Annotated in this window: 20 protein-coding genes and 1 rRNA gene; 9 read left to right on the top strand and 12 right to left on the bottom strand. The window is 57.1% G+C overall.

Annotation, left to right across the window (positions count from 1 at the left end; genetic code table 11):
* Nucleotides 1-80: ribosomal RNA gene (locus tag IGW03_RS33620) — 16S ribosomal RNA — on the bottom strand; the annotation flags it as partial.
* A gap of 661 nt (nt 81-741) precedes the next feature.
* On the opposite strand from IGW03_RS33620, the gene IGW03_RS33625 reads away from it, so the two are divergent.
* The gene (locus IGW03_RS33625) at nt 742-2655 is read left to right on the top strand and encodes a hybrid sensor histidine kinase/response regulator (RefSeq protein ID WP_194726791.1); all 1914 of its coding nucleotides are present in this window, start codon (nt 742-744) and stop codon (nt 2653-2655) included.
* A gap of 147 nt (nt 2656-2802) precedes the next feature.
* Here the strand turns inward: IGW03_RS33625 and IGW03_RS33630 are convergent, their stop codons facing one another.
* From IGW03_RS33630 to IGW03_RS33650, 5 genes are all read right to left on the bottom strand, one after another.
* Entirely contained in the window at nt 2803-2961 is a 159-nt protein-coding gene (locus IGW03_RS33630) for a hypothetical protein (protein WP_194726792.1), read from the bottom strand.
* 139 nt (nt 2962-3100) lie between these two features.
* A complete protein-coding gene (locus IGW03_RS33635; protein WP_194726793.1) occupies nt 3101-3535 on the bottom strand; it encodes a response regulator transcription factor in 435 nt (144 codons plus the stop codon).
* Nucleotides 3536-3615: 80 nt separating this feature from the next.
* Nucleotides 3616-4185: a DUF4865 family protein gene (locus IGW03_RS33640; protein ID WP_194726794.1), complete on the bottom strand. Its 570-nt coding sequence runs from the start codon at nt 4183-4185 to the stop codon at nt 3616-3618.
* Nucleotides 4182-4616 (bottom strand): tautomerase family protein, encoded by a 435-nt coding sequence (locus IGW03_RS33645; RefSeq protein WP_194726795.1) that lies wholly within the window; start codon nt 4614-4616, stop codon nt 4182-4184. The genes IGW03_RS33640 and IGW03_RS33645 overlap by 4 nt, the downstream gene beginning before the upstream one ends.
* Nucleotides 4617-4647: 31 nt before the next feature.
* Nucleotides 4648-4956, bottom strand: coding sequence for a carboxymuconolactone decarboxylase family protein (locus IGW03_RS33650; protein WP_194726796.1), 309 nt, complete (start codon nt 4954-4956; stop codon nt 4648-4650).
* A gap of 122 nt (nt 4957-5078) precedes the next feature.
* Here IGW03_RS33650 and IGW03_RS33655 point away from each other — a divergent pair, with 122 nt between their 5' ends.
* Nucleotides 5079-6026 (top strand): LysR substrate-binding domain-containing protein, encoded by a 948-nt coding sequence (locus IGW03_RS33655; protein WP_194726797.1) that lies wholly within the window; start codon nt 5079-5081, stop codon nt 6024-6026.
* 2 nt (nt 6027-6028) lie between these two features.
* Complete coding sequence (locus IGW03_RS33660; protein ID WP_194726798.1) at nt 6029-7462, top strand: UvrD-helicase domain-containing protein; 1434 nt, start codon at nt 6029-6031, stop codon at nt 7460-7462.
* A gap of 17 nt (nt 7463-7479) precedes the next feature.
* On the opposite strand, the gene IGW03_RS33665 is transcribed toward IGW03_RS33660, so the two are convergent.
* Nucleotides 7480-7857, bottom strand: a complete 378-nt coding sequence (locus tag IGW03_RS33665; protein ID WP_194726799.1) for a YbaN family protein — start codon at nt 7855-7857, stop codon at nt 7480-7482.
* A 336-nt stretch (nt 7858-8193) separates the two neighbouring features.
* On the opposite strand from IGW03_RS33665, the gene IGW03_RS33670 reads away from it, so the two are divergent.
* Complete coding sequence (locus IGW03_RS33670) at nt 8194-9633, top strand: NAD-dependent succinate-semialdehyde dehydrogenase (RefSeq protein ID WP_194726800.1); 1440 nt, start codon at nt 8194-8196, stop codon at nt 9631-9633.
* A gap of 334 nt (nt 9634-9967) precedes the next feature.
* Here the strand turns inward: IGW03_RS33670 and IGW03_RS33675 are convergent, their stop codons facing one another.
* The 3 genes from IGW03_RS33675 to IGW03_RS33685 all read right to left on the bottom strand — a co-directional run bounded on the left by IGW03_RS33675 (nt 9968) and on the right by IGW03_RS33685 (nt 12697).
* A complete protein-coding gene (locus tag IGW03_RS33675; protein WP_228536259.1) occupies nt 9968-10498 on the bottom strand; it encodes a GNAT family N-acetyltransferase in 531 nt (176 codons plus the stop codon).
* Between the two features lie 7 nt (nt 10499-10505).
* Nucleotides 10506-12023 (bottom strand): AMP nucleosidase, encoded by a 1518-nt coding sequence (locus IGW03_RS33680; RefSeq protein ID WP_194726801.1) that lies wholly within the window; start codon nt 12021-12023, stop codon nt 10506-10508.
* 446 nt (nt 12024-12469) lie between these two features.
* Complete coding sequence (locus tag IGW03_RS33685; protein WP_194726802.1) at nt 12470-12697, bottom strand: hypothetical protein; 228 nt, start codon at nt 12695-12697, stop codon at nt 12470-12472.
* A gap of 332 nt (nt 12698-13029) precedes the next feature.
* On the opposite strand from IGW03_RS33685, the gene IGW03_RS33690 reads away from it, so the two are divergent.
* The 5 genes from IGW03_RS33690 to IGW03_RS33710 all read left to right on the top strand — a co-directional run bounded on the left by IGW03_RS33690 (nt 13030) and on the right by IGW03_RS33710 (nt 20066).
* Nucleotides 13030-14013 carry a threonine/serine dehydratase gene (locus IGW03_RS33690; RefSeq protein ID WP_194726803.1) on the top strand — a complete coding sequence of 328 codons (984 nt, stop codon included), beginning with the start codon at nt 13030-13032 and terminating at the stop codon, nt 14011-14013.
* 263 nt (nt 14014-14276) lie between these two features.
* A complete protein-coding gene (locus tag IGW03_RS33695) occupies nt 14277-15425 on the top strand; it encodes a ParA family protein (protein ID WP_194726804.1) in 1149 nt (382 codons plus the stop codon).
* On the top strand, nt 15422-16450 hold the full coding sequence (locus tag IGW03_RS33700; RefSeq protein WP_194726805.1) for a ParB/RepB/Spo0J family partition protein: 1029 nt from the start codon (nt 15422-15424) through the stop codon (nt 16448-16450). The genes IGW03_RS33695 and IGW03_RS33700 overlap by 4 nt, the downstream gene beginning before the upstream one ends.
* 346 nt (nt 16451-16796) lie before the next feature.
* Nucleotides 16797-17747: a helix-turn-helix domain-containing protein gene (locus IGW03_RS33705; RefSeq protein ID WP_194726806.1), complete on the top strand. Its 951-nt coding sequence runs from the start codon at nt 16797-16799 to the stop codon at nt 17745-17747.
* Nucleotides 17748-18023: 276 nt separating this feature from the next.
* Nucleotides 18024-20066, top strand: coding sequence for a phage integrase family protein (locus tag IGW03_RS33710; protein WP_194726807.1), 2043 nt, complete (start codon nt 18024-18026; stop codon nt 20064-20066).
* Between the two features lie 190 nt (nt 20067-20256).
* Here the strand turns inward: IGW03_RS33710 and IGW03_RS33715 are convergent, their stop codons facing one another.
* Nucleotides 20257-20709, bottom strand: coding sequence for a hypothetical protein (locus tag IGW03_RS33715; RefSeq protein ID WP_194726808.1), 453 nt, complete (start codon nt 20707-20709; stop codon nt 20257-20259).
* 1194 nt (nt 20710-21903) lie between these two features.
* On the bottom strand, nt 21904-22002 hold a 99-nt coding region (locus IGW03_RS33720), incomplete at its 5' end, for an IS3 family transposase (protein ID WP_194722984.1).

The raw sequence follows: 22002 nt of genomic DNA on the forward strand, positions 1-22002 counted from the left end.
AGTCCGCGCTGCCGTTCGACTTGCATGTGTAAGGCATGCCGCCAGCGTTCAATCTGAGCCAGGATCAAACTCTTCAGTTCAATCTCTGTTGCGCCATTTCTGGCAACCTCGTAAGAGGTGTCGCTCACTCAAAATACTGACAGATACGTATCTCGCGATACTTACCTATTTGTTTCTTGTGCGAGCACTTCATATGCTTTGAGCCACGCAGCTTGCGCTGCCGGCCCGCTTCATCGAGCGCCCACACTTATCGGTTGTTGGTTGTTAAAGAACCTTGCCTGACAGAGCGTCGTGTCTGTCGCCGTCATGCTTATATAAGATGCGGCTGCCGGGTTTCAAGAGTCAGTCAAACATCTGCTGCCCTTTACCGCCCTTGTTGCTTCCTGTCGCTTCGCGCTTTGTTTGCTGCGTTTCGCGACGGGAGCCGAACTATAGCAAAGCATTCGCTACTGTGCAAATTTTTTTCGAGAATAGGGTTATTCGCGGATTTCATGAACTGACGGCGAAACGTAGCCTCTAGAATCTTTTCCGAGGGGCACCTTGACAATCGTGCACTGCCATCGGTCCCTCTTCACTTGGAGTTTTCTAACTTGGGATCGCATCCAGACGAAGCGTCTGCCAGACGCATAAGGTCCGTCCTTCCGTTCGGAACGAGGCATACCCATCGATGATCGGTGTACCATTACAACAAGGCTATACCTTAGCTTCGCATTAACGCAGCATCAGAAGGAATCACATCAGATGAATCAGTTGTCAGCCCCGCTGTCCCAAAAAATGACAGCCGAGCGCCGATTCGAATTGCTTGTTTCCGGAATCAGCGACTATGCTATTTACATGCTTGATCCCCAGGGAACGATTACCAGTTGGAACGCTGGCGCGGAGCGGTTCAAGGGTTACCGCGCAGAAGAGATCATTGGCCATCATTTCTCGCGCTTCTATACGCCTGAAGACCAAAAAGCCGGCTTGCCGCAAAAGGCACTCGACACGGCATTGAAACACGGCAAGTTCGAGGCTGAGGGCTGGCGGGTACGCAAGGACGGCACTACGTTCTGGACCAGCGTCGTGATCGATCCTATCTTTGATACCGAAGGCGAGCACATCGGCTTTGCCAAGGTAACGCGGGATATTACCGAGCGCAAGCGTGCCCAGGAAGCCTTGCGCGAAAGCGAGCAGCGCTTCCGGATGCTCGTGCAAGGTGTCACCGATTACGCCATCTACATGTTGTCGCCCGAGGGCAATGTCACCAATTGGAATGCAGGCGCCGAACGCATCAAGGGCTATACCGCCGATGAAGTGATCGGTACCTCATTTGCCCGTTTCCACACGCCAGAGGATCGTGCCGCCGGACTTCCGGCTGTTGCTTTGCAAACGGCGATGAGGGAAGGCCGGTTTGAGCGTGAGGCATGGCGAATCCGCAAGGACGGCACCAGGTTCTGGGCACATGTCATCATTGATGCAATCCGCGACGATGACGGCACGCTCATCGGATTCGCCAAAATTACCCGCGACATCACGGAAAAGAAAGAGGCCACAGAAGCGCTTGAACGTGCCAACGCCGCCTTGTTTCAAGCCCAAAAGATGGAAGCCATCGGACAGTTGACCGGCGGAATCGCACACGACTTCAATAACCTCCTTTCCGTATTGAGCAACGGCCTTGAAATCCTTCCGGTCGACAACCAGAATGCGCTAAGCGTCAAGATCATGGAAAGCATGCGCCGCGCTGTCGAACGCGGTGCCACCCTGACGCAGCAACTGCTTTCCTTTGCACGCCAGCAGCCGTTGAATCCGGAGAAGTACAACCTGAATACACTGATCAACGGGTTCGAGTCGGTGCTGCGGCGTGCCGGTAATTCGAGCATCGCGTTCAGGGCCGATCTGGCGCCGAATCTGAACCCGGTGCTGGTGGATGCGCCCCGATTCGAAACAGCCTTGCTTAACCTCGTCGTGAACGCGCGCGATGCGATGCCTGCCGGCGGCACGATCTCGATCGTTACAAAGAATGCAGATCTGGCAGACGGCCAGGTGGCGGGCCTTGCGGCAGGACGTTATGTGATGGTCACCGTCAGCGATACAGGCTCCGGCATGACGCAGGAAGTCATGATGCGCGCATTCGAACCATTCTTTACCACCAAGGAAGTCGGTAAAGGTACCGGCTTGGGATTGAGTCAGGTGTATGGTTTCATGAAGCAGTCAGGCGGTGCCGTCGAGGCCGTGTCGACTGTGGGCGAAGGCACCACAATCAGCCTGTATCTTCCGGCGACCGATGGACAGGCCGAGGATGGCAGTAACTGCGAAGAGAATGCGGACAAGGTGCTGGTCGTGGATGACGAGCAGGACGTCATGGACTTGGCAGCGGCCCTTTTCCGTAATATTGGCTACGAAGTTTACACGGCGAACAATGCAGAATCGGCGCTGGAAATTCTTCACAGGAACACGGATATTGCCGTATTGTTTTCCGACATCATGATGCCCGGGATGAACGGCCTCGAACTGGCTAAACAGGCGCGCAGTTTCCGGCCTGAACTGAAAGTGCTACTTGCTTCGGGGTATCCGCTGCCGGCCCTCAAGGCGCAGGACAAGTCAATTGAAGAGTTCGGCTTTATCAGCAAGCCATACAGGCTTTCCGAGCTGGCGAAGAAGCTTCGCATGGCGTAGTTTCGCCGGAACCTAGATTAAACCGCTCGGCACCTCGACTCAACACTTCAATGTTCGAGACTTGCCTGGTCGAGCGGGCGCTTTAATCCGAAATGACGTCCCGGTTAACCATCAGTCAAGGACGTCATCGGAGGCAGTCGTCGGGTTCTACATCAGCATGCTCTTTTCGAGCAGCAGGCGGGCAGCCCAGAACATGATTGCAAGGCTGATGCTGGCTGAGGCGGCGACGCAGCCCAAGCCCATCATCTTGTCTTCAATGCTGCCAAAATGCACTGCCTTGGTTCTTTGCTGGAATTCGGTCATCATGGAAATCGCTATCAAAGTTTGAAAAAACGCAAAGTTTGTACGTCTTTAGTGGTTCGATAACAACACCCCCGCCAAGTTCCCGACTATTCCAAGCCCTTTCCTTGCTCTTCCTGCGTTTCATTCCAACGCTGCAATCCGTTCACAGCCCCGCCCTTTGGGCAATGGCCTCAGTAATCCGCTTTGCAAGATAACTCATCTCAACCGGCTTTAACACATACCGGACCTTGTATCGCATGATGATGTCGCCGAGACCTTCGATGCGTTCAGGCGCTACCTGATTTCCCAGGATGAATACGGGAACGTCGCGATTGTTGCCGCCCCGGATGGAAGCGATCAGAGCTTCCAAGCTAGTGGACGGCGGCAGCCAATCAGCCAAGTAATCCAGTACGTAGGCGTTGAAAACTGTGTTCCGGTGCGCCGCCATCAATGCAGCAATGTCATAGAACGCGCTTGCATTGAATCCGCTGCCTTGCAAGCGTGCGCAAAGCGTGTCTGCCAGATACTCGTCGCTGTCCAGAACGGCAATCGAAAACGGCTTGGGCTGCCAGGGCCGCGGGTTGGGTCTGTGTTCCATGACTTGGCCTTGAAGGTATCGATAGGGCGGATGCGAATTCCAATCGTCCCTGACAGCATAACCCGCCCGCAATCTTTCCATCATCCCTTGGACAGATGTCCGACTGCATATAATTGCGCCCCGGTTGTCGGCGTCATCGCCGGCGGCTCCTCCCACAAACAGAATCGTACCTGCGTCCACGTCGTCGGTTCGAAACCGGTCACGACGGCAAGTGCCTGTTCCTTCCTTGCCAGAATATCCGCCTGCTCGATCTCCGACGCGCGCAATGCATCCAGCATCGAGTAGGGCATGATCGGAATGGACTCGCGCGTGGCGAAACGGGCCTTTGATATTTCTGCCGAGGTCCTTGCGTCCCATACCGACCATGTTTTCACGGATGGCCATCCGAAGGATTGCGTCAGGCCGGCAAAGCCCGGGCCGCACAGAAAGGCATTCATTGCTTCGGCCGTATGCCAGAGATAGAACGATGCATAGACGTTTTCGGCCGCAAGCGCATTTCCCTGGCCCGGCTTCCTGCGCTGCGTCAGGTAGGACTTGAACACCAGGCCGGGAAAGCCGTCCGTCATGTGGCCTTTTTCCGCTATACGCCGGTCGATGATGGCCATGTCATAGTCTGCAGGAAAGGTGAATCCATATTGCATGGCGATCATGCTGTTCTCTCCTCGGCTTGGATTCCGGTTTCGGCGCGCTCGGGTCGGGTCGGAAGCATGGTGGCGATGCCGCTGCCGAATGACCAGTCTTCCGCTTCGGTCGTATTGATGACGACCATTACGTCTTGCGGCCGGATCCCGGGCGCATCCGCAAGCAGATCGGCAAGCCTGCGGTAGAACGCCTGTTTGGTTGCCCGGCTGCGTTGGCGTCCCGCCGTCACGGCGATCAGAATGAAATTGCCGGAGCGCGGTCCGCCGAGGTAATGCGGATCGAAGACCAGTTCATCGGATGCATGTTGATGGATGGCCTGGAAACGATCATCTGCAGGCACCTCGAAGGTATCGACGAGGGCCTGATGCAGGCTGTCGGACAGTGCCTTCAGATACTCCGGCGATTGTCCGCGCTGCAGGGAAATACGGCAGAAAGGCATGATATATGGCTCCTGTTGAAGGATAGCTTGCTTAAAGGTTCTTCAGCATGGAAGCTGCGCTTGCGGCAGCCGGCCAGCCCGCGTAGAAGGCGAGATGCGTGACGACTTCCGCCAGTTCCTCTCTGGATACACCATGTTCGATGGCCGTCTTCAGATGGAAGGGAAGCTGCTCATGGCGATACAGGGCGGCGAGAGCGGCGACCGTAATCAGGCTGCGGTCGCGCTTCGACAATTCGCTTCTTTCCCAGATGTCGCCAAAGAGAACCGAATCGGTGATCTGCGCAAGCCTGGGCGCAACATCTCCCAGCCCCGCTTGTCCCAATCCTGCAAATCTGCTCATTGAAACTCTCCTCAAAGGTGAAGTGACGAAGAATTGACGCTTGACGGCTAGCATAAAGAGCGGCGATAGTTAGGAAAATCAAATTGTTTGGAACGAACCATCCTGAAATTCAGGACAATCCCATGCGAAGAACCAACTTCGACCTCGATGCCTTGCGCAGCTTCAGCGTCGGCATGGAACTGGGCAGCTTTGCGAAAGCGGCAGACAGGCTGGGACGCTCTACCTCCGCCGTCAGCGCGCAGATGAAAAAGCTGGAAGAGCAGGCGGGAACGCAGTTGCTGACCAAGGCGGGCCGCGGCATGGTTCTTACCAATGCCGGGGAAGTCATGCTGAGCTACGCCCGGCGCATCCTTGAATTGAATGACGAAGCCGCAATGGCAGTACGCGGGCTGGAACTGGAGGGCTGGGTCCGCCTTGGATTGCAAGAAGATTTCGGGGAACACCTGCTGCCCGACATACTCGGGCGCTTTGCCCGCAGTCATCCGGGTGTACGCATCGAAGCCAGGATCGCCCGCAATCTGGAACTGCTTACGCAGGTACGCTCGGCCCAGCTCGATCTGGCGCTGGCATGGCATGCCGGCGAGGGAACGGCGCATATGGAAACGATGGGAAGCTATCCGCTGCACTGGATAGGCCGGGCCGGCCAGGCGCCGGACGCATTCGGCTTGCGTGCGGGACGTCATGCCGAGCCGGTGCCGCTGGTGGCGCTCGAGGCGCCTTGCCTGCTGCGGACGATGGCTACCGAAGCGCTGGACCGGGCCGGCATCTCCTGGCGTCTGGTATTCATCAGTCCGAGCCTGGGAGGCATCTGGGCCGCGGTGGCTGCCGGACTCGGCGTGACGGTGCGCACCCGACTCGGCCTGCCCGCAGGATTGCGGATACTGGCGCCGCAGGAGTACGGGCTTCCGCCCTTGCCATCGCTGGGCCTCGCCATGTATCGGGCGGAAGCGGAACCCGCGGCCGCATGCCGGCAGCTGCAAGACATCATTCGGCAAGGCATTGGTGAAATGGATTTGCCCCCGCCTCGCCGCATGCCGGAGCCGGGACGCGTCATGGCGGTGGAGCAATGAGCATGCAGTTCACCGCCGAGCAAGCCAGAGTCATCGACAGCCAAGCCGCCAATGTGGTGGTCAATGCCTTTGCCGGTACCGGCAAGACCACCACCCTGCGCGGCTATGCGCTGGCGCGCCCGCGTTCTCGGATCCTGTACCTGGCATTCAACAAGGCCATGGCCCAAGAAGCGGCCGGCTCCTTTCCGGAGAATGTCGACTGCCGCACCATGCATTCGCTGGCCTACACCGCCATCGGTTATCGGTACCGCCACAAGCTGGGAACGCTGCGGCCGCATGACCTGCTCCGTCACTACAGCGATGTCTCGCTGCTGGTGGCCGACGTGCTGGTGAAGACACTGGAAAACTTCATGTACTCGGCCAGCCCTGCGGTCACCGAAGAGAATGTTCCCGAATCGCTGCCCATGTCGGACCGGCTGCGCATCGCCGGCGCCGCGCAGCAGGTTTGGCGCGACATGATCGATGAAAGCAAGCCCTTGCCGCTGACGCATGATGCTTATCTGAAGCTGTACCAGCTGTCCATGCCGGTGCTGTCCAGGCGTTACGACATCATCCTGCTCGATGAAGCGCAGGACACCAATCCGGTCACAGCCGACGTCGTGTTCCGCCAAAGCTGCGGCAAGGTGCTGGTGGGAGACCGGCATCAGTCCATCTATGGCTTTCGCGGGAATGTGAATGTCATGGACATGCTGCCCGGCGCGGAAGTGCATTACCTGACGCGCTCGATGCGCTTCGGCAGCCTTGTCGCCAATGCCGCCACCACGCTGCTGCGGTACATGAAAGCGGAAGCGCATACGATTGTCGGCGGCGGCGCGATGGCCGCCCGTCCCGACCGTATCGACGAGGCCCGACCTTATGCAATCATCAGCCGCACCAATGCCGGCGTGTTCAACCAGGCGGTCGGCCTGCTCGGCCAGCGCCGCGTGCATTTCGTCGGGGGTCTGCACAATTCGCTGTTCGGCAAGCTGCGCGATATCTATGGCCTGTGGTCGGATCAGGGAGAGCTGGTGCAGGATGCGTTCTACCGCGAGTTCGGAAACTTCGACGCGCTCGCCACCTACGGCCGCGAGACTTCGGACAAGGAAATCCTGTCGCTGGTGTCGGTAGTCAACCAGTATCGCGCCGCCCTGCCGGAACTGATGAACAAGGTCGCCGGCCAGGCCTGCGCAAACGCGGCGGAGGCACAGGTGCTGCTGCTGACGGCGCACCGGTCGAAGGGATTGCAATTCGACCAAGTTCTGCTCGATGACGATTACCAGGAACTGGTCGACAAGAGAGGGCGGCGAACCGCAGTCGACGAGGCCGAATTCGAGCAGGAGGTCAACCTGCTCTACGTAGCGATGACGCGTGCGAAGCGCGCCATTCAGTTCAATCGCCAGTATCTGGCCTTCATCGAAGCGATAGACAAGGGAACGCTGCGGCCGCTTGCGCAATGAACCGGAACAAGCGCTCGTCACATCTTTTGATCAGGGCCGCGGCGCAGGGTTTTCATATGCAGAATCCAGGCGCTGACGCATAGACCGATGGTGATCAGCAACCCCTTGAGCACCAGCGGGCGCACGATATAGATGGAATAGCCCATCGACGTCCAGAGCACGATCAGCGTCACGATCTTGCCCCTGAGCGGGATGCCTTTCTTTTCCTGGATGTTTTTCAGATACTCGCCGAACAGGCGGTTGTTCATCATCCACTGGTGAAGGCGCGGCGAGCTCTTCATGAAACAGGCAGAGGCGAGCAGCAGGAATGGCGTAGTCGGCAAAAGAGGGAGAAAAATCCCCAGCACGCCGAGCGCGACGGCAACGAGGCCGATCAGGTTCAACAGTATTCTCACGACATGATCCGTTCGTCTCCACGGAAGCCAGGGTGAAACCGGCATGAAAGTTCGCTCATGATTTCAGCTCGCGACATCGAGCCATTGCCGGAATGCGCTTCGGCAAAATTGTCAGATATCCAATTTATCATGTCAGATGCCTCTCCGCCATCGCTGGTACACTAGAGCCTGCCGAGCAAATTTGGCAACGATACATTGATGCGGGCAGGCGCTTGGATTGTCTGCCTCGCGATAACACTCCGCACGCGCTCACAACCCCGCCAGTTCCCGCAGGCCTGACGGACGGCGCACTGCGGCTTGATCCACACTTCCTGCGTTGGGCAAAGCGAGCACACCATGACTTATCCGAATACACAACTGTTGATCAACGGCCAGTGGCAGGATGCCGCCGACGGCCGCACGCTGGCCGTTCACAACCCCGCCACCGGCCAGGAAATCGGCCGCGTCGCCCATGCCGGCCGCGCCGATCTCGACCGCGCCCTCGAAGCCGCCCAGAAAGGCTTCGAAACCTGGCGCGACATGCTGCCGGCCGAGCGCAGCAAGATCATGCGCCGCGCCGCCGCCTTCATGCGCGAGCGCGCCGAAAACATCGGCCGCGTGCTGACCCAGGAACAGGGCAAGCCGCTCGTCGAAGCCAAGGGCGAAGCCCTGGCCGCAGCCGACATCATCGAGTGGTTCGCCGAGGAAGGCTTCCGTGTCTACGGCCGCATCGTGCCCTCGCGCACCAACATCGCCATCCGCCAGATGGTGCTCAAGGACCCGGTCGGTCCCGTCGCCGCCTTCACGCCCTGGAACTTCCCCATCAACCAGGTGGTGCGCAAAGTCGGCGCCGCACTGGCCGCCGGCTGCTCGATGCTGGTCAAGGCGCCGGAAGAAACCCCGGCGGGCCCGGCCGCACTCATCCAGGCCTTCGTCGATGCCGGCATTCCGCCCGGCGTGCTGGGCCTGGTCTACGGCAATCCGGCCGAGATCTCCAGCTACCTGATCGCCCATCCGGTGATCCGCAAGATCACCTTCACTGGCTCCACCCCGGTGGGCAAGCAGCTCGCCGCGCTGGCCGGCCAGCACATGAAGCGCGTGACCATGGAACTGGGCGGACATGCGCCGGTAATCGTGGCCGAAGACGCCGACATCGCGCTGGCGGTCAAGTCGGCCGGTGCGGCCAAGTTCCGCAATGCGGGTCAGGTGTGCATTTCGCCGACGCGCTTCCTGGTGCATGAAAGCATCCGCGGCGAGTTCGAGCAGGCGCTGGTCAAGCATGCGCAGGCGCTGAAGATTGGCGACGGCCTGGCCGAAGGCACGCAGATGGGCCCTCTGGCCAATCCTCGCCGCCTGACCGCGATGGCGGAATTCACGCAGGATGCGATCGAGCGCGGCGCCAAGGTGCTGGCCGGCGGCGAGCGCATCGGCGAGGCCGGCAACTTCTGGCAGCCGACGATCCTGTCGGACGTGCCGGTCGAAGCCAAGGTGTTCAACGACGAGCCGTTCGGACCGATGGCGGCGATCCGCAGCTTCAACACGCTGGAGGAAGCGATTGCCGAGTCGAACCGTCTGCCTTACGGACTGGCGGGCTATGCGTTCACGCGTTCGCTGAAGAATGCGGATCTCTTGGCGCGGCGAGTGGAAGTGGGCATGCTGTGGGTGAACATGCCGGCGCTGCCGTCGGCGGAACTGCCGTTCGGCGGGGTGAAGGATTCGGGCTACGGTTCCGAGGGCGGACCGGAAGCGGTCGAGGCTTACCTGAACGTGCGCGCCGTCGCCGTGATGAACGCCTGATACATCCAGCGGCAATCGGACTGCAGCGCATGCAGTCCGATTACACACTGCGTAATCAGAAAGCCCCTGCCGGTTGGATTGGCAGGGGCTTTTTTCATGTTGATTGCTTAGTCAGCGCATTCGTAACCCGGCATACCTGCATTGTCGGACCGACGGCCAAGCTCTTATACCAATCCCAAGGTATAACGTGCCAGATGAGAACGATGGATTTCTTCGTCTGGCAAGGCCGAGGTTGCAAAATCAGGAATCCATAGTGGGGCTATGGATGACGAGCACATCGCCGGCAGGCGGAAAAAGACGCGAGCTCATGGCATGTTATGACTTGCGATTGGTATTAGGTTGTGGCCTCCGGCTTCAACCTGTTGACCATATACCAAGCTGGTCCGGTATAGGTATCCAGATGCAATGCCTGGCGTACATCAAGATCGGTCCAGACCGCATATCCCTGTCGTTCCCAAAACTCCTTCGAGGCCTGAACCGATACCAGCGACGAATAGGGAAGAGATTCATCATCAGCCTTCCTCAAGGCCATACGCACAAGAGCGGGTCCCAGTCCCTGCCCCTTGCAGCTCGGATCGACGGCGAGATCATGCAAGTACAGACTGTCGGGATCGGCGGGAATGTCGAATGGCGCACCGAGTGCTCCGAGCTTGCCGAGCCGGGAACGATAGGCAACGAGATAGGCGCCTATCCGTCCATCTGTATCCGCAACCCAGGACAAGTCAGGCGATGCTTCCAGGCGGTCACGGATGGCGGCTTCGCTTTCCTGCATGGATACGCCATAGCAGCGGGCCTGTATCTGCATCACCGCCGGCACATCGGCCGGCGTCATCGTTCGAAACAGATGCATGGATTGGTCAACCATGACCAATCTACTGGAATGCAACTTCGGCGAAGCTGCGCAGCTTGCGGCTGTGCAGCCTGTCGATGCCCTGCCCTCTCAACAGCTCCAGGGCGCGGATGCCGATGCGCAGATGCTGGTCCACCCGCTCGCGGTAGAAATGATTGGCCATGCCCGGCAGCTTGATTTCTCCATGCAGCGGCTTGTCGCTCACGCACAGCAGCGTGCCGTAAGGCACGCGGAAGCGGAAGCCGTTGGCGGCAATGGTCGCGCTTTCCATATCGAGCGCGATCGCCCTGCTCTGGCTGAAGCGCCGCACCGGCGTGAGCTGCGGCAGCAGTTCCCAGTTGCGGTTGTCGGTGCTGGCCACGGTGCCTGTGCGCAGGATGCGCTTGAGCTCGTAACCGGAAAGCTGCGTGACCTCGGCAACCGCCGCTTCGATGGCCAGCTGGACTTCGGCGAGAGCCGGGATCGGCACCCATAGCGGCAAGTCTTCGTCGAGGACGTGATCTTCGCGCACGTAGCCGTGGGCCAGCACATAGTCGCCGAGCTCCTGGGTATTCCTCAAGCCGGCGCAGTGGCCGAGCATCAGCCATGCGTGCGGGCGCAGCACCGCGATGTGGTCGGTGATGGTCTTGGCATTGGCCGGCCCGACGCCGATATTGACCATGGTGATGCCGCAGCCGTCTTCGCGGATCAGATGGTAGGCGGGCATCTGCGGCAGCCGCGGCGGCGGAGCGCCGAGCTCGTCGCCGGGCTGCACGATTGCGCCGGCACGGCGAGTGATCACATTGCCCGGCTCGACGAAGGCGACATACTGGTCTGCATCCGACGTGAGACCCGGCTGCTCATCGGTACGGCGCATGATTTCATGTCCGAGCTTGATGAACTCGTCGATGTAAAACTGATAATTGGTGAACAGCACGAAGTTCTGGAAATGCGCCGGGGCGGTGCCGGTGTAATGGCGCAATCGCTGCAGCGAGTAGTCCACGCGCGGCGCGGTGAACAGCGACAGCGGCTTGGCTTCACCGGGCAAGGGATCGTAGGTGCCGTTGGCAATGCCGTCATCCATCGCCGCCAGATCGGGGAGGTCGAACAGGTCGCGCATCATCAAGCGCCGTTCGGCAGTCATGCTGCCTTCGATGTGATCGTTTTCCGCGAATGAAAAATGCACCGGAATGGGCTGGGTGCTGGTGCCGACCTCGATCTGTACCTGATGGTTGGCGCCATGGTTCTTCAACAGCAGGGCGAACTGCTCCCGGTAATAATTGGCGAACAGGTCGGGCCGGGTGATGGTGGTTTCATAGGTGCCGGGCCCTGCGACGAAACCGTAGGACAGACGGGAATCGGCGCGTGCCACGGTATCGGTATGAACGCGCACGAAGGGATAGCAGGCGCGCACTCTTTCGGGGAAGTCTTCTCCCGCGACGAAGCGCTGCAGCGCTTCCCGCAGATATGCAATGTTTCGTTCGTAGATGATGCGTGCCTGTTCGAATGCGGCCTCGGGACTGTCGAAGCTGGCCGACGGTGTGAATTGGGGTGTAAGCAACGGAAACTCCTTGGTGCTGTGGCCGGAAGATGCTGATCAGGGATATTGTAATGCCCTGCCTTTCATGGCTTAGCGAAAGCTGTGCCTGCCGTCAACGAAACCGTTCGTGATTCGGACGGTAGACGAGCGCCTGGTCGCGGCCAAGCATGGCCCGGCGGTCTTCAGGCGTCGTGCTTGGTGTGCTGAAAATGCGCTTCCTCCTCGGGCGACAATTCGTGCGTGAGGAAAATGCTGGTTGTCCAGCGGGTTTCGCTTTGGCCGCAATGGGGACATGTGACTTGTTCCGGGCGGAGGTCGTCGCCGAAAAGATGTTCGCCATCGCTCTTGAATTCATTCACCTGGTAAGGACGCCGGCACCTCCAGTTGCTGCATCTTTCAATCCACATGTCTGCTTCCTCCTGAATCGTCATGCGTGCATGGCAGGCTGGCCGAGTTTCACGTTTCTTTCAGCGTCTTTTCGACAAGACGCTGAAATTTAATGCTGCCCCTGCGTTTCCGTATCTGCCGCTCCACCGGCTCAGTTCAATGAAGCGGGCTGCCCCCAGCGAACGGCTGGCCATGTCAATGCTGAGAATAGTGGACTTGCTCAGCATCTGCTCGTGAACATTGATACAAGGGCAAGGCCTCACATCTTTGGCAAAGCGAGCATCAGGACGGCGAAGAATGCCGAACATGCGGCTTTCACCAAAGCACAGGCTGCATACGACCAGATCGATATACGTCCGGTAATGTGTTACAGCATCGGAAAGCGAACTAACCGTATGCGAAATAAATTTGGTTGGGGGGTGTCTGTGCCACGCCATGAGCTGAGCTTGACATAGCTGCAACCAATACATGAGGCTTGTTCTTTTCGTTCATTCTATCCATTCTGATCCTCCGCCCACAGATGCTTCGGTGACAGCTGGCTTATAGCACCATGAGAACTTATTATCTCAATGCAATATTTTTATGTCGGTCTCAACCATGACAAAGCGGTGAACGATCCACAAACATCTGACACGAATACATGAAACTATCCATAGCCGAACTTTCCGGGCGAATCAGCGAAGCACACCGCGCTATCCGCCCGCAGGTGCCGGAAACTCCACTCGAATACAGCGCCGGTCTATCCCGACTGACCGGGTGCGAAGTCCATCTCAAATGCGAGCATCTCCAGCGCACAGGCTCGTTCAAATTTCGCGGCGCCAGCAACAAGCTGATTCGACATCACGCCTCGATGCGCGAGCACGGCGTCATTACCGCATCGTCCGGCAATCATGGCCTCGGGGTGGCGCTGGCGGGCCGGACGCTCGGTATCGCAGTCACCGTTTATGTACCGATCGATGCTTCTCCTGCCAAAATCGAGGCCATCCGCATGATGGGTGCTCAGGTCATTCAAGTCCCGGGCGACGCACTGGCTGCCGAACTCGCGGCATCGCGGCAGTCTTCGCTTACCGGTCAACGCTATGTCCCGCCCTACAACGATGTCGACGTCATTGCCGGTCAGGGCACGATTGCGATGGAAATGTTTAGTCAGGAAAGCGGCTTCGATGCGGTATTTGTCTCGGTGGGCGGCGGCGGGCTGATTTCCGGCATCGGTTCCGCATTCAAGACCTGGTCGCGGGATACGAGGATCGTCGGCTGCTGGCCGGTCAATGCTCCCAGCCTGCACGCCAGTCTTGTCGCCGGCAGGATCATCGAAGTTCAGGAAAGCGACACGATTTCGGACGGCACCGCCGGCGGTATCGAACCCGACGCCGTCACATTCGAGATCTGTCAGCAGGTGATCGATGAGGTCGCGCTCGTGTCGGAAGAAAAAATCAAAATGGCGATGAGGCTCGTCGCCCAGACCGATCGTTGGATGGTAGAAGGTGCGGCTGGTGTTGCACTCGCGGCGATGCTGCAATGCGCTCCAAGCTATCGCGGAAAGAAGATCGGGGTGGTTCTTTGCGGCCGTAATATTTCGCTCGAAACGTATCTGCAAGCAGTCAAGGTCGCCGAAGGTATGTAGCGCTTCTTCTCCAATACCATCGCTAACTGTTGCGTGTCCGACTACAGTTCTGCCGTGATAACGATCGGCAAGAATTTACTGTCGATTTCGCTTTTCATAAGGTATTTCTCGATATAACTCATGCTTATGTTCGAGGTTTTTGAACTTCCCTTTTGATTTCTCTCCGATAGTGACGGGAAAATGCTGCTGTAAACGTGGTGCACTTCCGCATTTCATAGTAACATTCATGAAATATGGAATTACCCGTCAAAAAGGGAGAGATCATGACGTTGCAGCAAGTCAGCATGGAGGATCTGGATCATCTCGCAGCCACCGCCGCGGATGTACTGGCACAGGTGCGGGATGCAATGGTGGAACCCCATCCTCGAAAGTTAGCGCCCACTTTCACCAGCGTGGCGATTGCTGACCTTTGCGGTATCGATAAGAGCCAGGTGAAGTATCTCACACAGAAACACGAGTTACCTTCCGGCAGGAAAATCGAAGGTTCGAAGGCCAAGGAATATACGCTTGAAGATGCCATCCAGTGGGTACAAAAGATCGGCGGCCGGCCACGCCGGGCTCCCGACAGTCCCGGGAAGGTGCTTGCTGTCTGCAATTACAAGGGCGGTGTCGCCAAGACCAGTACGTCGATGGCGCTTGCTCAGGCATTGACTTTGCGCGGCCTGAAAGTCCTTATCATCGATTGCGACGGACAAGGTACCGCGACGCAGCTTGCCGGCATCAGCCCCGAGCAGGATGTCGATATCGAGCAGACGATCATGCCATATATATATGGCGACTATCCAGACCTGCAATATGCGGTGCAAAGCACCTATTGGCACAATCTTTCGGTCATTCCCGCTTCTAGCGGATTGCTTGCCGCCGAGTTTGCATTGCCGGCAAAGGCAATGGAACAGCGCGGCTTCAAGTTTTGGGAAGTGCTGAAAGACGGTATCGAGCCGCTCCGCAAGGAATTCGACCTCATCGTCATCGACACTTCGCCCAGTCTTTCCCATCTCACCGTCAATGCAATGATTGCAGCGGACGGTCTGCTGATGCCATGCCCGCCGGATGCACTGGATTTCGCATCGAGTGTCCAGTTCTGGGGAATCTTTTCCGAACTGATCGATGGTTTGCCGGACGCGAAGCAGAAGCGTTACGACTTCATCTCGATTGTCTATACCAAGGTACAGGCCAATGAAATTTCGCGCTTGGTCAAGACCTGGATGAAGCAGGCCTATGGTGCGCACATCAACGGTATTGAAATTCCTGACAGCACCGCCGCGCGCACTGCATCGGCACAGCTGAAAACCATTTACGACCTGAGCAAGCCAGACGGAAGCATTGAGGCCTATCGACGCTACAAGGAACCGCTCGACCGGCTGGCAGATTATGTACTCGACCAACTCGCTGTATCGTGGAGCAAGGCATGAGCATCTATGACAAGCTGGGCGCCAAGACCGCGGGCGTAAAGGCGCGGTCTGTCGACAAGGCTAATGAGCGGGCGCCTCGAACGGCGCCTGCAATGTTTTTGAATGCCGCACAAAGAATGGATGCTGCGGAAGCGCGCGTGGAAGAACTGGAAGCCCAGTTGCGCGACGCGGAAGCACGGGCAGTGAGTCTCGAAATCCCGCTCGATGACTTGTACGAAGTCGAAGGCAGGCGGCGCAAGCTCAGCGAAGAGGAATTCATCGAGCTGCGGGAAAATCTTCGCAACAATGAGCTTGTCACGCCGATTACGGTACGCAGCCGCAACGATCGCGGTTACGAAATCGTATCGGGACATAACCGGGTGGCAGTCTACCGAGAACTTGGCCGGCAGAAGATTCCGGCGGTCGTGCGAGACAGCGACGAGGTGCAGGCCAACATCAACGCTTTCTACGCCAATCTGCTTCAGCCGAGTCTGCCGGATTATGAGAAGTATCTTGGCTTCCGCATGATTCGCAAGATGAAGCCGAGCGTTCCTCAGGATCAGCTGGCAGAGATGGCTGGCGTATCAAAAGCCCAGATCTCGAAGTTGATGTCATTCGATGACCTGCCCGAGGAAGCGCATCAGATACTGAATGCTCGCCCTGACCTTCTTGGAGCCAATGCCGCGCTTGCATTTGCCGGCCACGCAAAAAAGGGAAAGAGTGAGCAGGTTGTCGACGCATTGAATCGAGTTGCTTCGGGAGAACTCGACCAGGGCCAGGCAGTTCGGCTGTTGAACGGCGAGAACATTTCACTGCCTGCCGGCATCTTTTCCGATAAGCAAAGTGAATTGACTTCGGCCAAGCCCAAGCCACAGAAAGCCGAAGTGGTACAAATCAAAGTAGGGAAGTCTACGTTCTGCAGTTACCGGAAAACCGACACCAGTATTCGACTCGATTTCAAAAATGCAGAACAGGCCCAAGCAGTTGCTGAAGAGATCCGGCAAGTGCTTGAACGGCATGCAGAAAGCCTGAAAACTCAGAAATAAGTGGTTTCTAGTAGAAACCGCATAAAAAACAATGACTTACGATTTTTATCCCTTACGGAGACAAGAATGAACAGTTAAAGTCACTTAGTAGTGGCTGAAAAAAGCAAAAAGCCCGCTGGGGAGCGGGCCTTTGCTGTACTCGATCAACCCGGGTAGGCAATCGAATCTCGACAATTCAAAGTCTATCCGTAAGTTCTTCCGAGTGCAAGACGCCACAGCCAATTTCTTGCACGCTTACGGAGATTTTTTCGTTTCTAACGAAATCACCGGGATATAACTCGTCCCAAATTTCCAGAAGCCGTGTCCCTTTCACACTTTGCGGCCGCAAGGCCAGCGGAGCGAGATCGTGCGCGCCTATACTTTAGAAGAAGTCGTTCAACCTTATAAGCATTACCCAAAGATCATTCAACAAGCCATCCTGCGGGCACATACGCATCCAACTTTCCTCGTGCTGACCAAAAGCATGCGGAAAGTGCTATGTGCTTTGTTGACGCGCGCTTCGCAGAAGAATGGACTACAAGCTATCAGGGCCAGGAACGATCGCCTCGCGGAAGAAGCCGATGTCAGCGAAAAAACGGTACAGCGTGCCGTTGCGACGTTTCGTCAACTTGGGTGGTTGAAGCCGCTGGACTCCAAGCGCTCGGAATATGGCCTGTTCACCACTCGGCAGTACTCCTTTACCGAAGCCTTGTGCGCCTTGGTAGAACTGCCGTTCGCACGAGCCAAGACCGAGGATTCTTGCACACAGGAGACAGAAATGTCCGCCGGTGCTGTATACGTAGACCTTAGTTATAAAAAAGATCTACGGGAGATTTCTGTAAAAAACCGGAAAGACAACCCCATTCGCTTGCCCCAGGACTTGCTCGAAATCGTCGAGATGGGCGTCAAGGAAACGGGTGTCTGCAAATTGCGAGGTCTCGCACACCAGGCCGGGTATCGACTGGAGGACATCTTCAAACTGGCCAAAGCAAGGCTGCAAACGATCGGGGCAACCGGGCAACGGGTGTACCGCTACCTGCTGTCGATGATCGAAAAACAATCAGACTATGCAGAGCGTGCAGCTCAACTGGAGCGCCAGGGCAGCCAAGCCAAGAACTTGGCCGTGGTGAAGACCGATGCCGATGAATATCGCGGCAAGAGATTCATGAAGGCGGGCAAGCGAGTCGATGTCTTTGCTGATGGCGATGGCGCAATTGCCGTTCTGGCAGACGGCAGCTTTGTCACGCTTGCCAAATCGGATATGCCCCGCCTGTATGCCGAAATCAAGGCTGGAAAATGGGTCGAGCATGCGCGTTGACCCAAGCACGGAAATTCTTCGCTTCGCCGGTATTCTGTGCGGTATATGGCGTACGAGGTTCGAAAGCGCGTTGCACCGTGACGCCGATTGCCGATAATGGCCTCCATGCATGAGCTGATGACGAACGCGTATAATCAACATACGCAAAAACAAGTGAATATAGCCGGGGTTATTTCAATGGCTCAATAAATGCGTCATAGAATCAAAGCCTTAGACACCATTTCACAGCAGGCTTGTGAAGTGCAGCTCCATGCAGGGCAAATACTTGTATGAGTCATGCAACTCGGGTCTTCCGCTGCAAAGAGACAGAATCGCCTACCAGATACAACACGCATCATCTTTACTCGAGCTTCCGTCATGTCAGACCGATCTATGCCAGCAAGGGCCAACCAGCGTCAAAAGTCCCGACAGCAGAAAAGCCGAAAGCTCCATCTAGGGCATATTGCATTCATGCGCGCCGTTGTGCAGGGACTTGATACTTATGAAAGCTGGAACCGCTACCTGCGAATCGAAGGCGAGCATCAGGACAGGAAGCTGGTCAACCGCACGGTTCAGTGGATCAGGGATGAATTTGCCGCAGCCGCAAAGCGGCACGCCCGCCCCGGCACAGCAAGGCTCGTTCGCATCGACACGCAAAGATCCGACCCGCGTCAGGCAGAGATTCCAACGCTTGAAGAATTTGCAAACGATAACGGTCTTGCCGGCTTCTCGGAAGCGGAGCAGCTGGAACATTTCATTGCCCGCTATGGCCGCCAATCCACACGGCAGAATCGCCGCAGCCGGCTGATCGCAAAACAGCTTGCTGCGCTCGACTGGCTCGAGCAGCTTGTTGCGGAACCACCCAGACAGGACGACCCTGTCGATGCATGGCTTCATCCCGACCTCGCTGGGCATTTGAAATCGGCCCGTATCAAAACACTCAAGCAGCTGGCCGACCGTATCAATGGCCTGGGCCATCAATGGTCGAGCGCAATTCCGGCTATCGGCAGGACAAAGGCGGCTCGAATCGTCGATTGGCTGCGCCTGCATGCCCCAAGCACAGGCTTGCCGATCGGCGTGCATGCCGGCATTCCGCGCAAGCGTCTCGACAAGAGCATTCTTGACAAGGTCGTCGCACCTGTCACCGCAGTGGTGCCCCTGGAAAAGTTGATCATCCCCGCAGAACTGGACGGACGCGCCGGCGAGTATCGACAGCCGGGTTCCCGATGCCGGATTCCCGCGGATGATGACCGGGAGGCCATCGTTTTCTGGCTGCGATCGAAATCCGGAAATCACACTGTGATGGATGGAATGGCGGAGGAGGCACCCGGAGCCGAAATCCGGGGTATCTCCCCATTGGCCCAACGGCTGACGCATACGCAGCGCGCCTACTGGAAGGAAGCCGAACGATTCATGCTATGGGCGGTAGTCTTGCGCAAAAAGGCATTGTCATCCATGAATGTTCAGGACTGCGAAGCCTATGTCGCCTTTCTGGAAAGTCCTTCACCCGCGGAACAGTGGTGCGGCCCGCGAAGCAGGGAGAGATGGAGTCCGTTATGGCGGCCTTTTGAGGGACCATTGTCGTTTTCGGCCCGCCGCCAGACTATCGTCATCCTGAAGAATCTGTACCGGTTCCTGGAAGAGAACCAGTATCTTTCCACCAATCCCTGGAGCGAGATCCGGCTGCCAAGGAGCGAGCCAGCGGTCGTTGAATCCCGCAGTTTTACGCCGGTCCAATGGAGGTACCTGGAACAGCAGCTTGATTTGCTTCCGCCAACTTCCGTTTTCCGCCGCCTTCGTGTAGCGATGCGGTTGTTTTACGAAACCGGATTGCCGCTCAACGAAGCGCTTGACGCGCGTGTCGGTCAGATAAGAATCAGCGATTCTGAAGCTGACGGCGAGATCACGGCCAAGGCGCCCCATTTCGGAAATTCCGCAGGCAGCAATCCGGAACGTCAGGCATCGGCCGCCGGGATTGCCGTTTCATCTCGTCTTGGAAAGGAGCTTTCCGACTACCTGCAGTCCCGCGGGCTTCATCCCGATATTGCCCATCCCGGCAATCGGCATGTTTATGTTTTGGGAAAAGGCACCGACGCGGGGCAGCGCGCACCATGGTCGCCGGAACACATTATCCACCCCGATCTGGCCGCGGGTATCAGCGCGAACACCTTGTATCTACAGATAAAGGCATTTTTCAAGGAATGCGCGCAAGCGATCGCGCCGCTGGACGCCGAGGCGGCCAAGCGGTTTGCAGCCGCAGGTACGCAATGGTTACGTCGAACACATGACATGCGGAGACGGGAAGCGACGCTGCATGATGCGGGAGAGACTGCAACCTAGCTTGGCACGCTTTTGGGTATCTTGTCTTGATGCGGCTGCCTGGAACGGGCACTGGGCTGAAATACTTTACACAGCACTTTTGCAGCGCCTGCGGATCATTTTGAAACGACAGTTGCGCATGTCATCCGGACATCAAGCAAATGGCTTGATCGGAAAGCGGAGGGAAATAAGAGAAGGGATGGGCGAGGAGTCAGCTTGCGGTCGCTCTCAGTTGAAGCGCGGAGATGTACCATGCCCTGCTTCTGTCAGCGGTATCGAGAATGGCATCGAGCACACTGATATCGTCAGCGAAGTCGCTGATCGGCATGTGGCGCAGAAGAATGTAGCGGCCTTCATCGGCATGCCACAACAATTCCATATCCTCGGCAGGAGTGATGACATCCGACAGCGGTGTATGAGTACGCGTTGAGTAATTGACTCGGCCGCTTCGAGGTAGCAGTGCAATTATTGACAGGCACTGCATGCCATCGTTGTTCAACAATGTTGTTCTGGTTGCGATATCGCCGAATTGCAATTCAAGTACCGGAGCAGCATGATCACTATCATCTTGCGCCGTAATTTCAGCCAGCTCCCGCAACAGCCTGTCCATTGCTGCAATAGAGCCATCGAGCGCTTTGGTAGTACCTGGAACAGTGTGCGACAAGATGATATCCTTTTGACCTATTAATGATACGGCAGATAACACTGGGGTTTGGATCTGTCCATCGGTGGATGCCTATTCTACCGAAGCAACAAAAAATCGCGAACAAGTTGCTTCGCTTGTGGGAATTGCGTAACACCCTTGTGTAGCTGCCAAGTGCATGGCGAAGTAGTTTGTGTAGCGCATTGTGCCGATGCTGAGTGCCGAAGGAAGTCGTCAATCGCAAATCGATTTGTTCGTAAACATCAAGAAGGCGGCAAGCCAAGGTGATGATCACATCTGCGGAAGGCAGCATGACAAGACCGCAGGCTGACAGCATTCTCTTTTGCGCAACTTAATGGAGCAGCATTTAAGCTGAGCGAGACGGGAATGAATTTCCAAGAGCCCGTTTGAAAACTCTAGCGAGCGGCTTGAGCCCGGCACGAGGAGCGCACGCGTACGACAGCATGGTGTCGAAGCGCGCCATGTTCTGAGTTTCCAGAAAGGCTTTCGTGAATGGCGTGCCGGCAGATTTTAAATAAGGCGACTGAGGTGAGCACGCATCGGCCCGCACCGAGTATTGCATGCGGCCGGCCGCTGCTCCTTTACCCGGCGATGCACCGCGAGACAAGATTTGCATTAAGTTGCGCTTATCCATTTTCCGGCAATCTTCCCGTGCACTCCCAGCGGAAGCTTTCATCCAGCTGCGCAGGTGTCGGCATCGCCATGATGCCGCGATCACGAGAGATGGCGGGTCGTTGATCATGGCCGCGCGCGAAGACTGCATGCCACCCTCATTCATAGATCCGTGAATTCAACCGGAATTCGTGGCGCAGGTCGACTCCCGAGCTGCCGACGCGCCCCTTTTTCCGTGAATCGGCAGCCGCGCCGGGACAGTTCCGTTTTCAATGTCGAACTTCGTCCAGGTAATGCAGTAAAGCTGCCATCACTGCAGCGATGAAACTGCATTCCGTGGTGCTTACACTAACTGCAAGAGGCCCTTTGAAAATGCTACAGCAATGAACGCGGCAAGCGATGTGCACCGCGGGGCGATTCATTCATAACGCAGACGGACTGCTCAAGTGTCGAAAGCAGCCGTATCGGTTAACTGACAAGAGCATCAATATGGATAAGCTGCCATCAAATTATTCGGCAACATACTGTTGGCGATCATGTAGAACTGACCCACTGGGGGTGCGGCGTAAATCTTGGACTGGGTTATGCCGTAAATCCTAGGCTCTCCCGGTATTCGAGAGGACTGAGTGAGCCAAGGGATATCTTGATGCGCTTTTCGTTATACCAGCGGATGTAAGAGTC

It is taken from the genome of Noviherbaspirillum malthae (genome assembly GCF_015352985.1).
GTDB lineage: Bacteria > Pseudomonadota > Gammaproteobacteria > Burkholderiales > Burkholderiaceae_D > Noviherbaspirillum > Noviherbaspirillum malthae.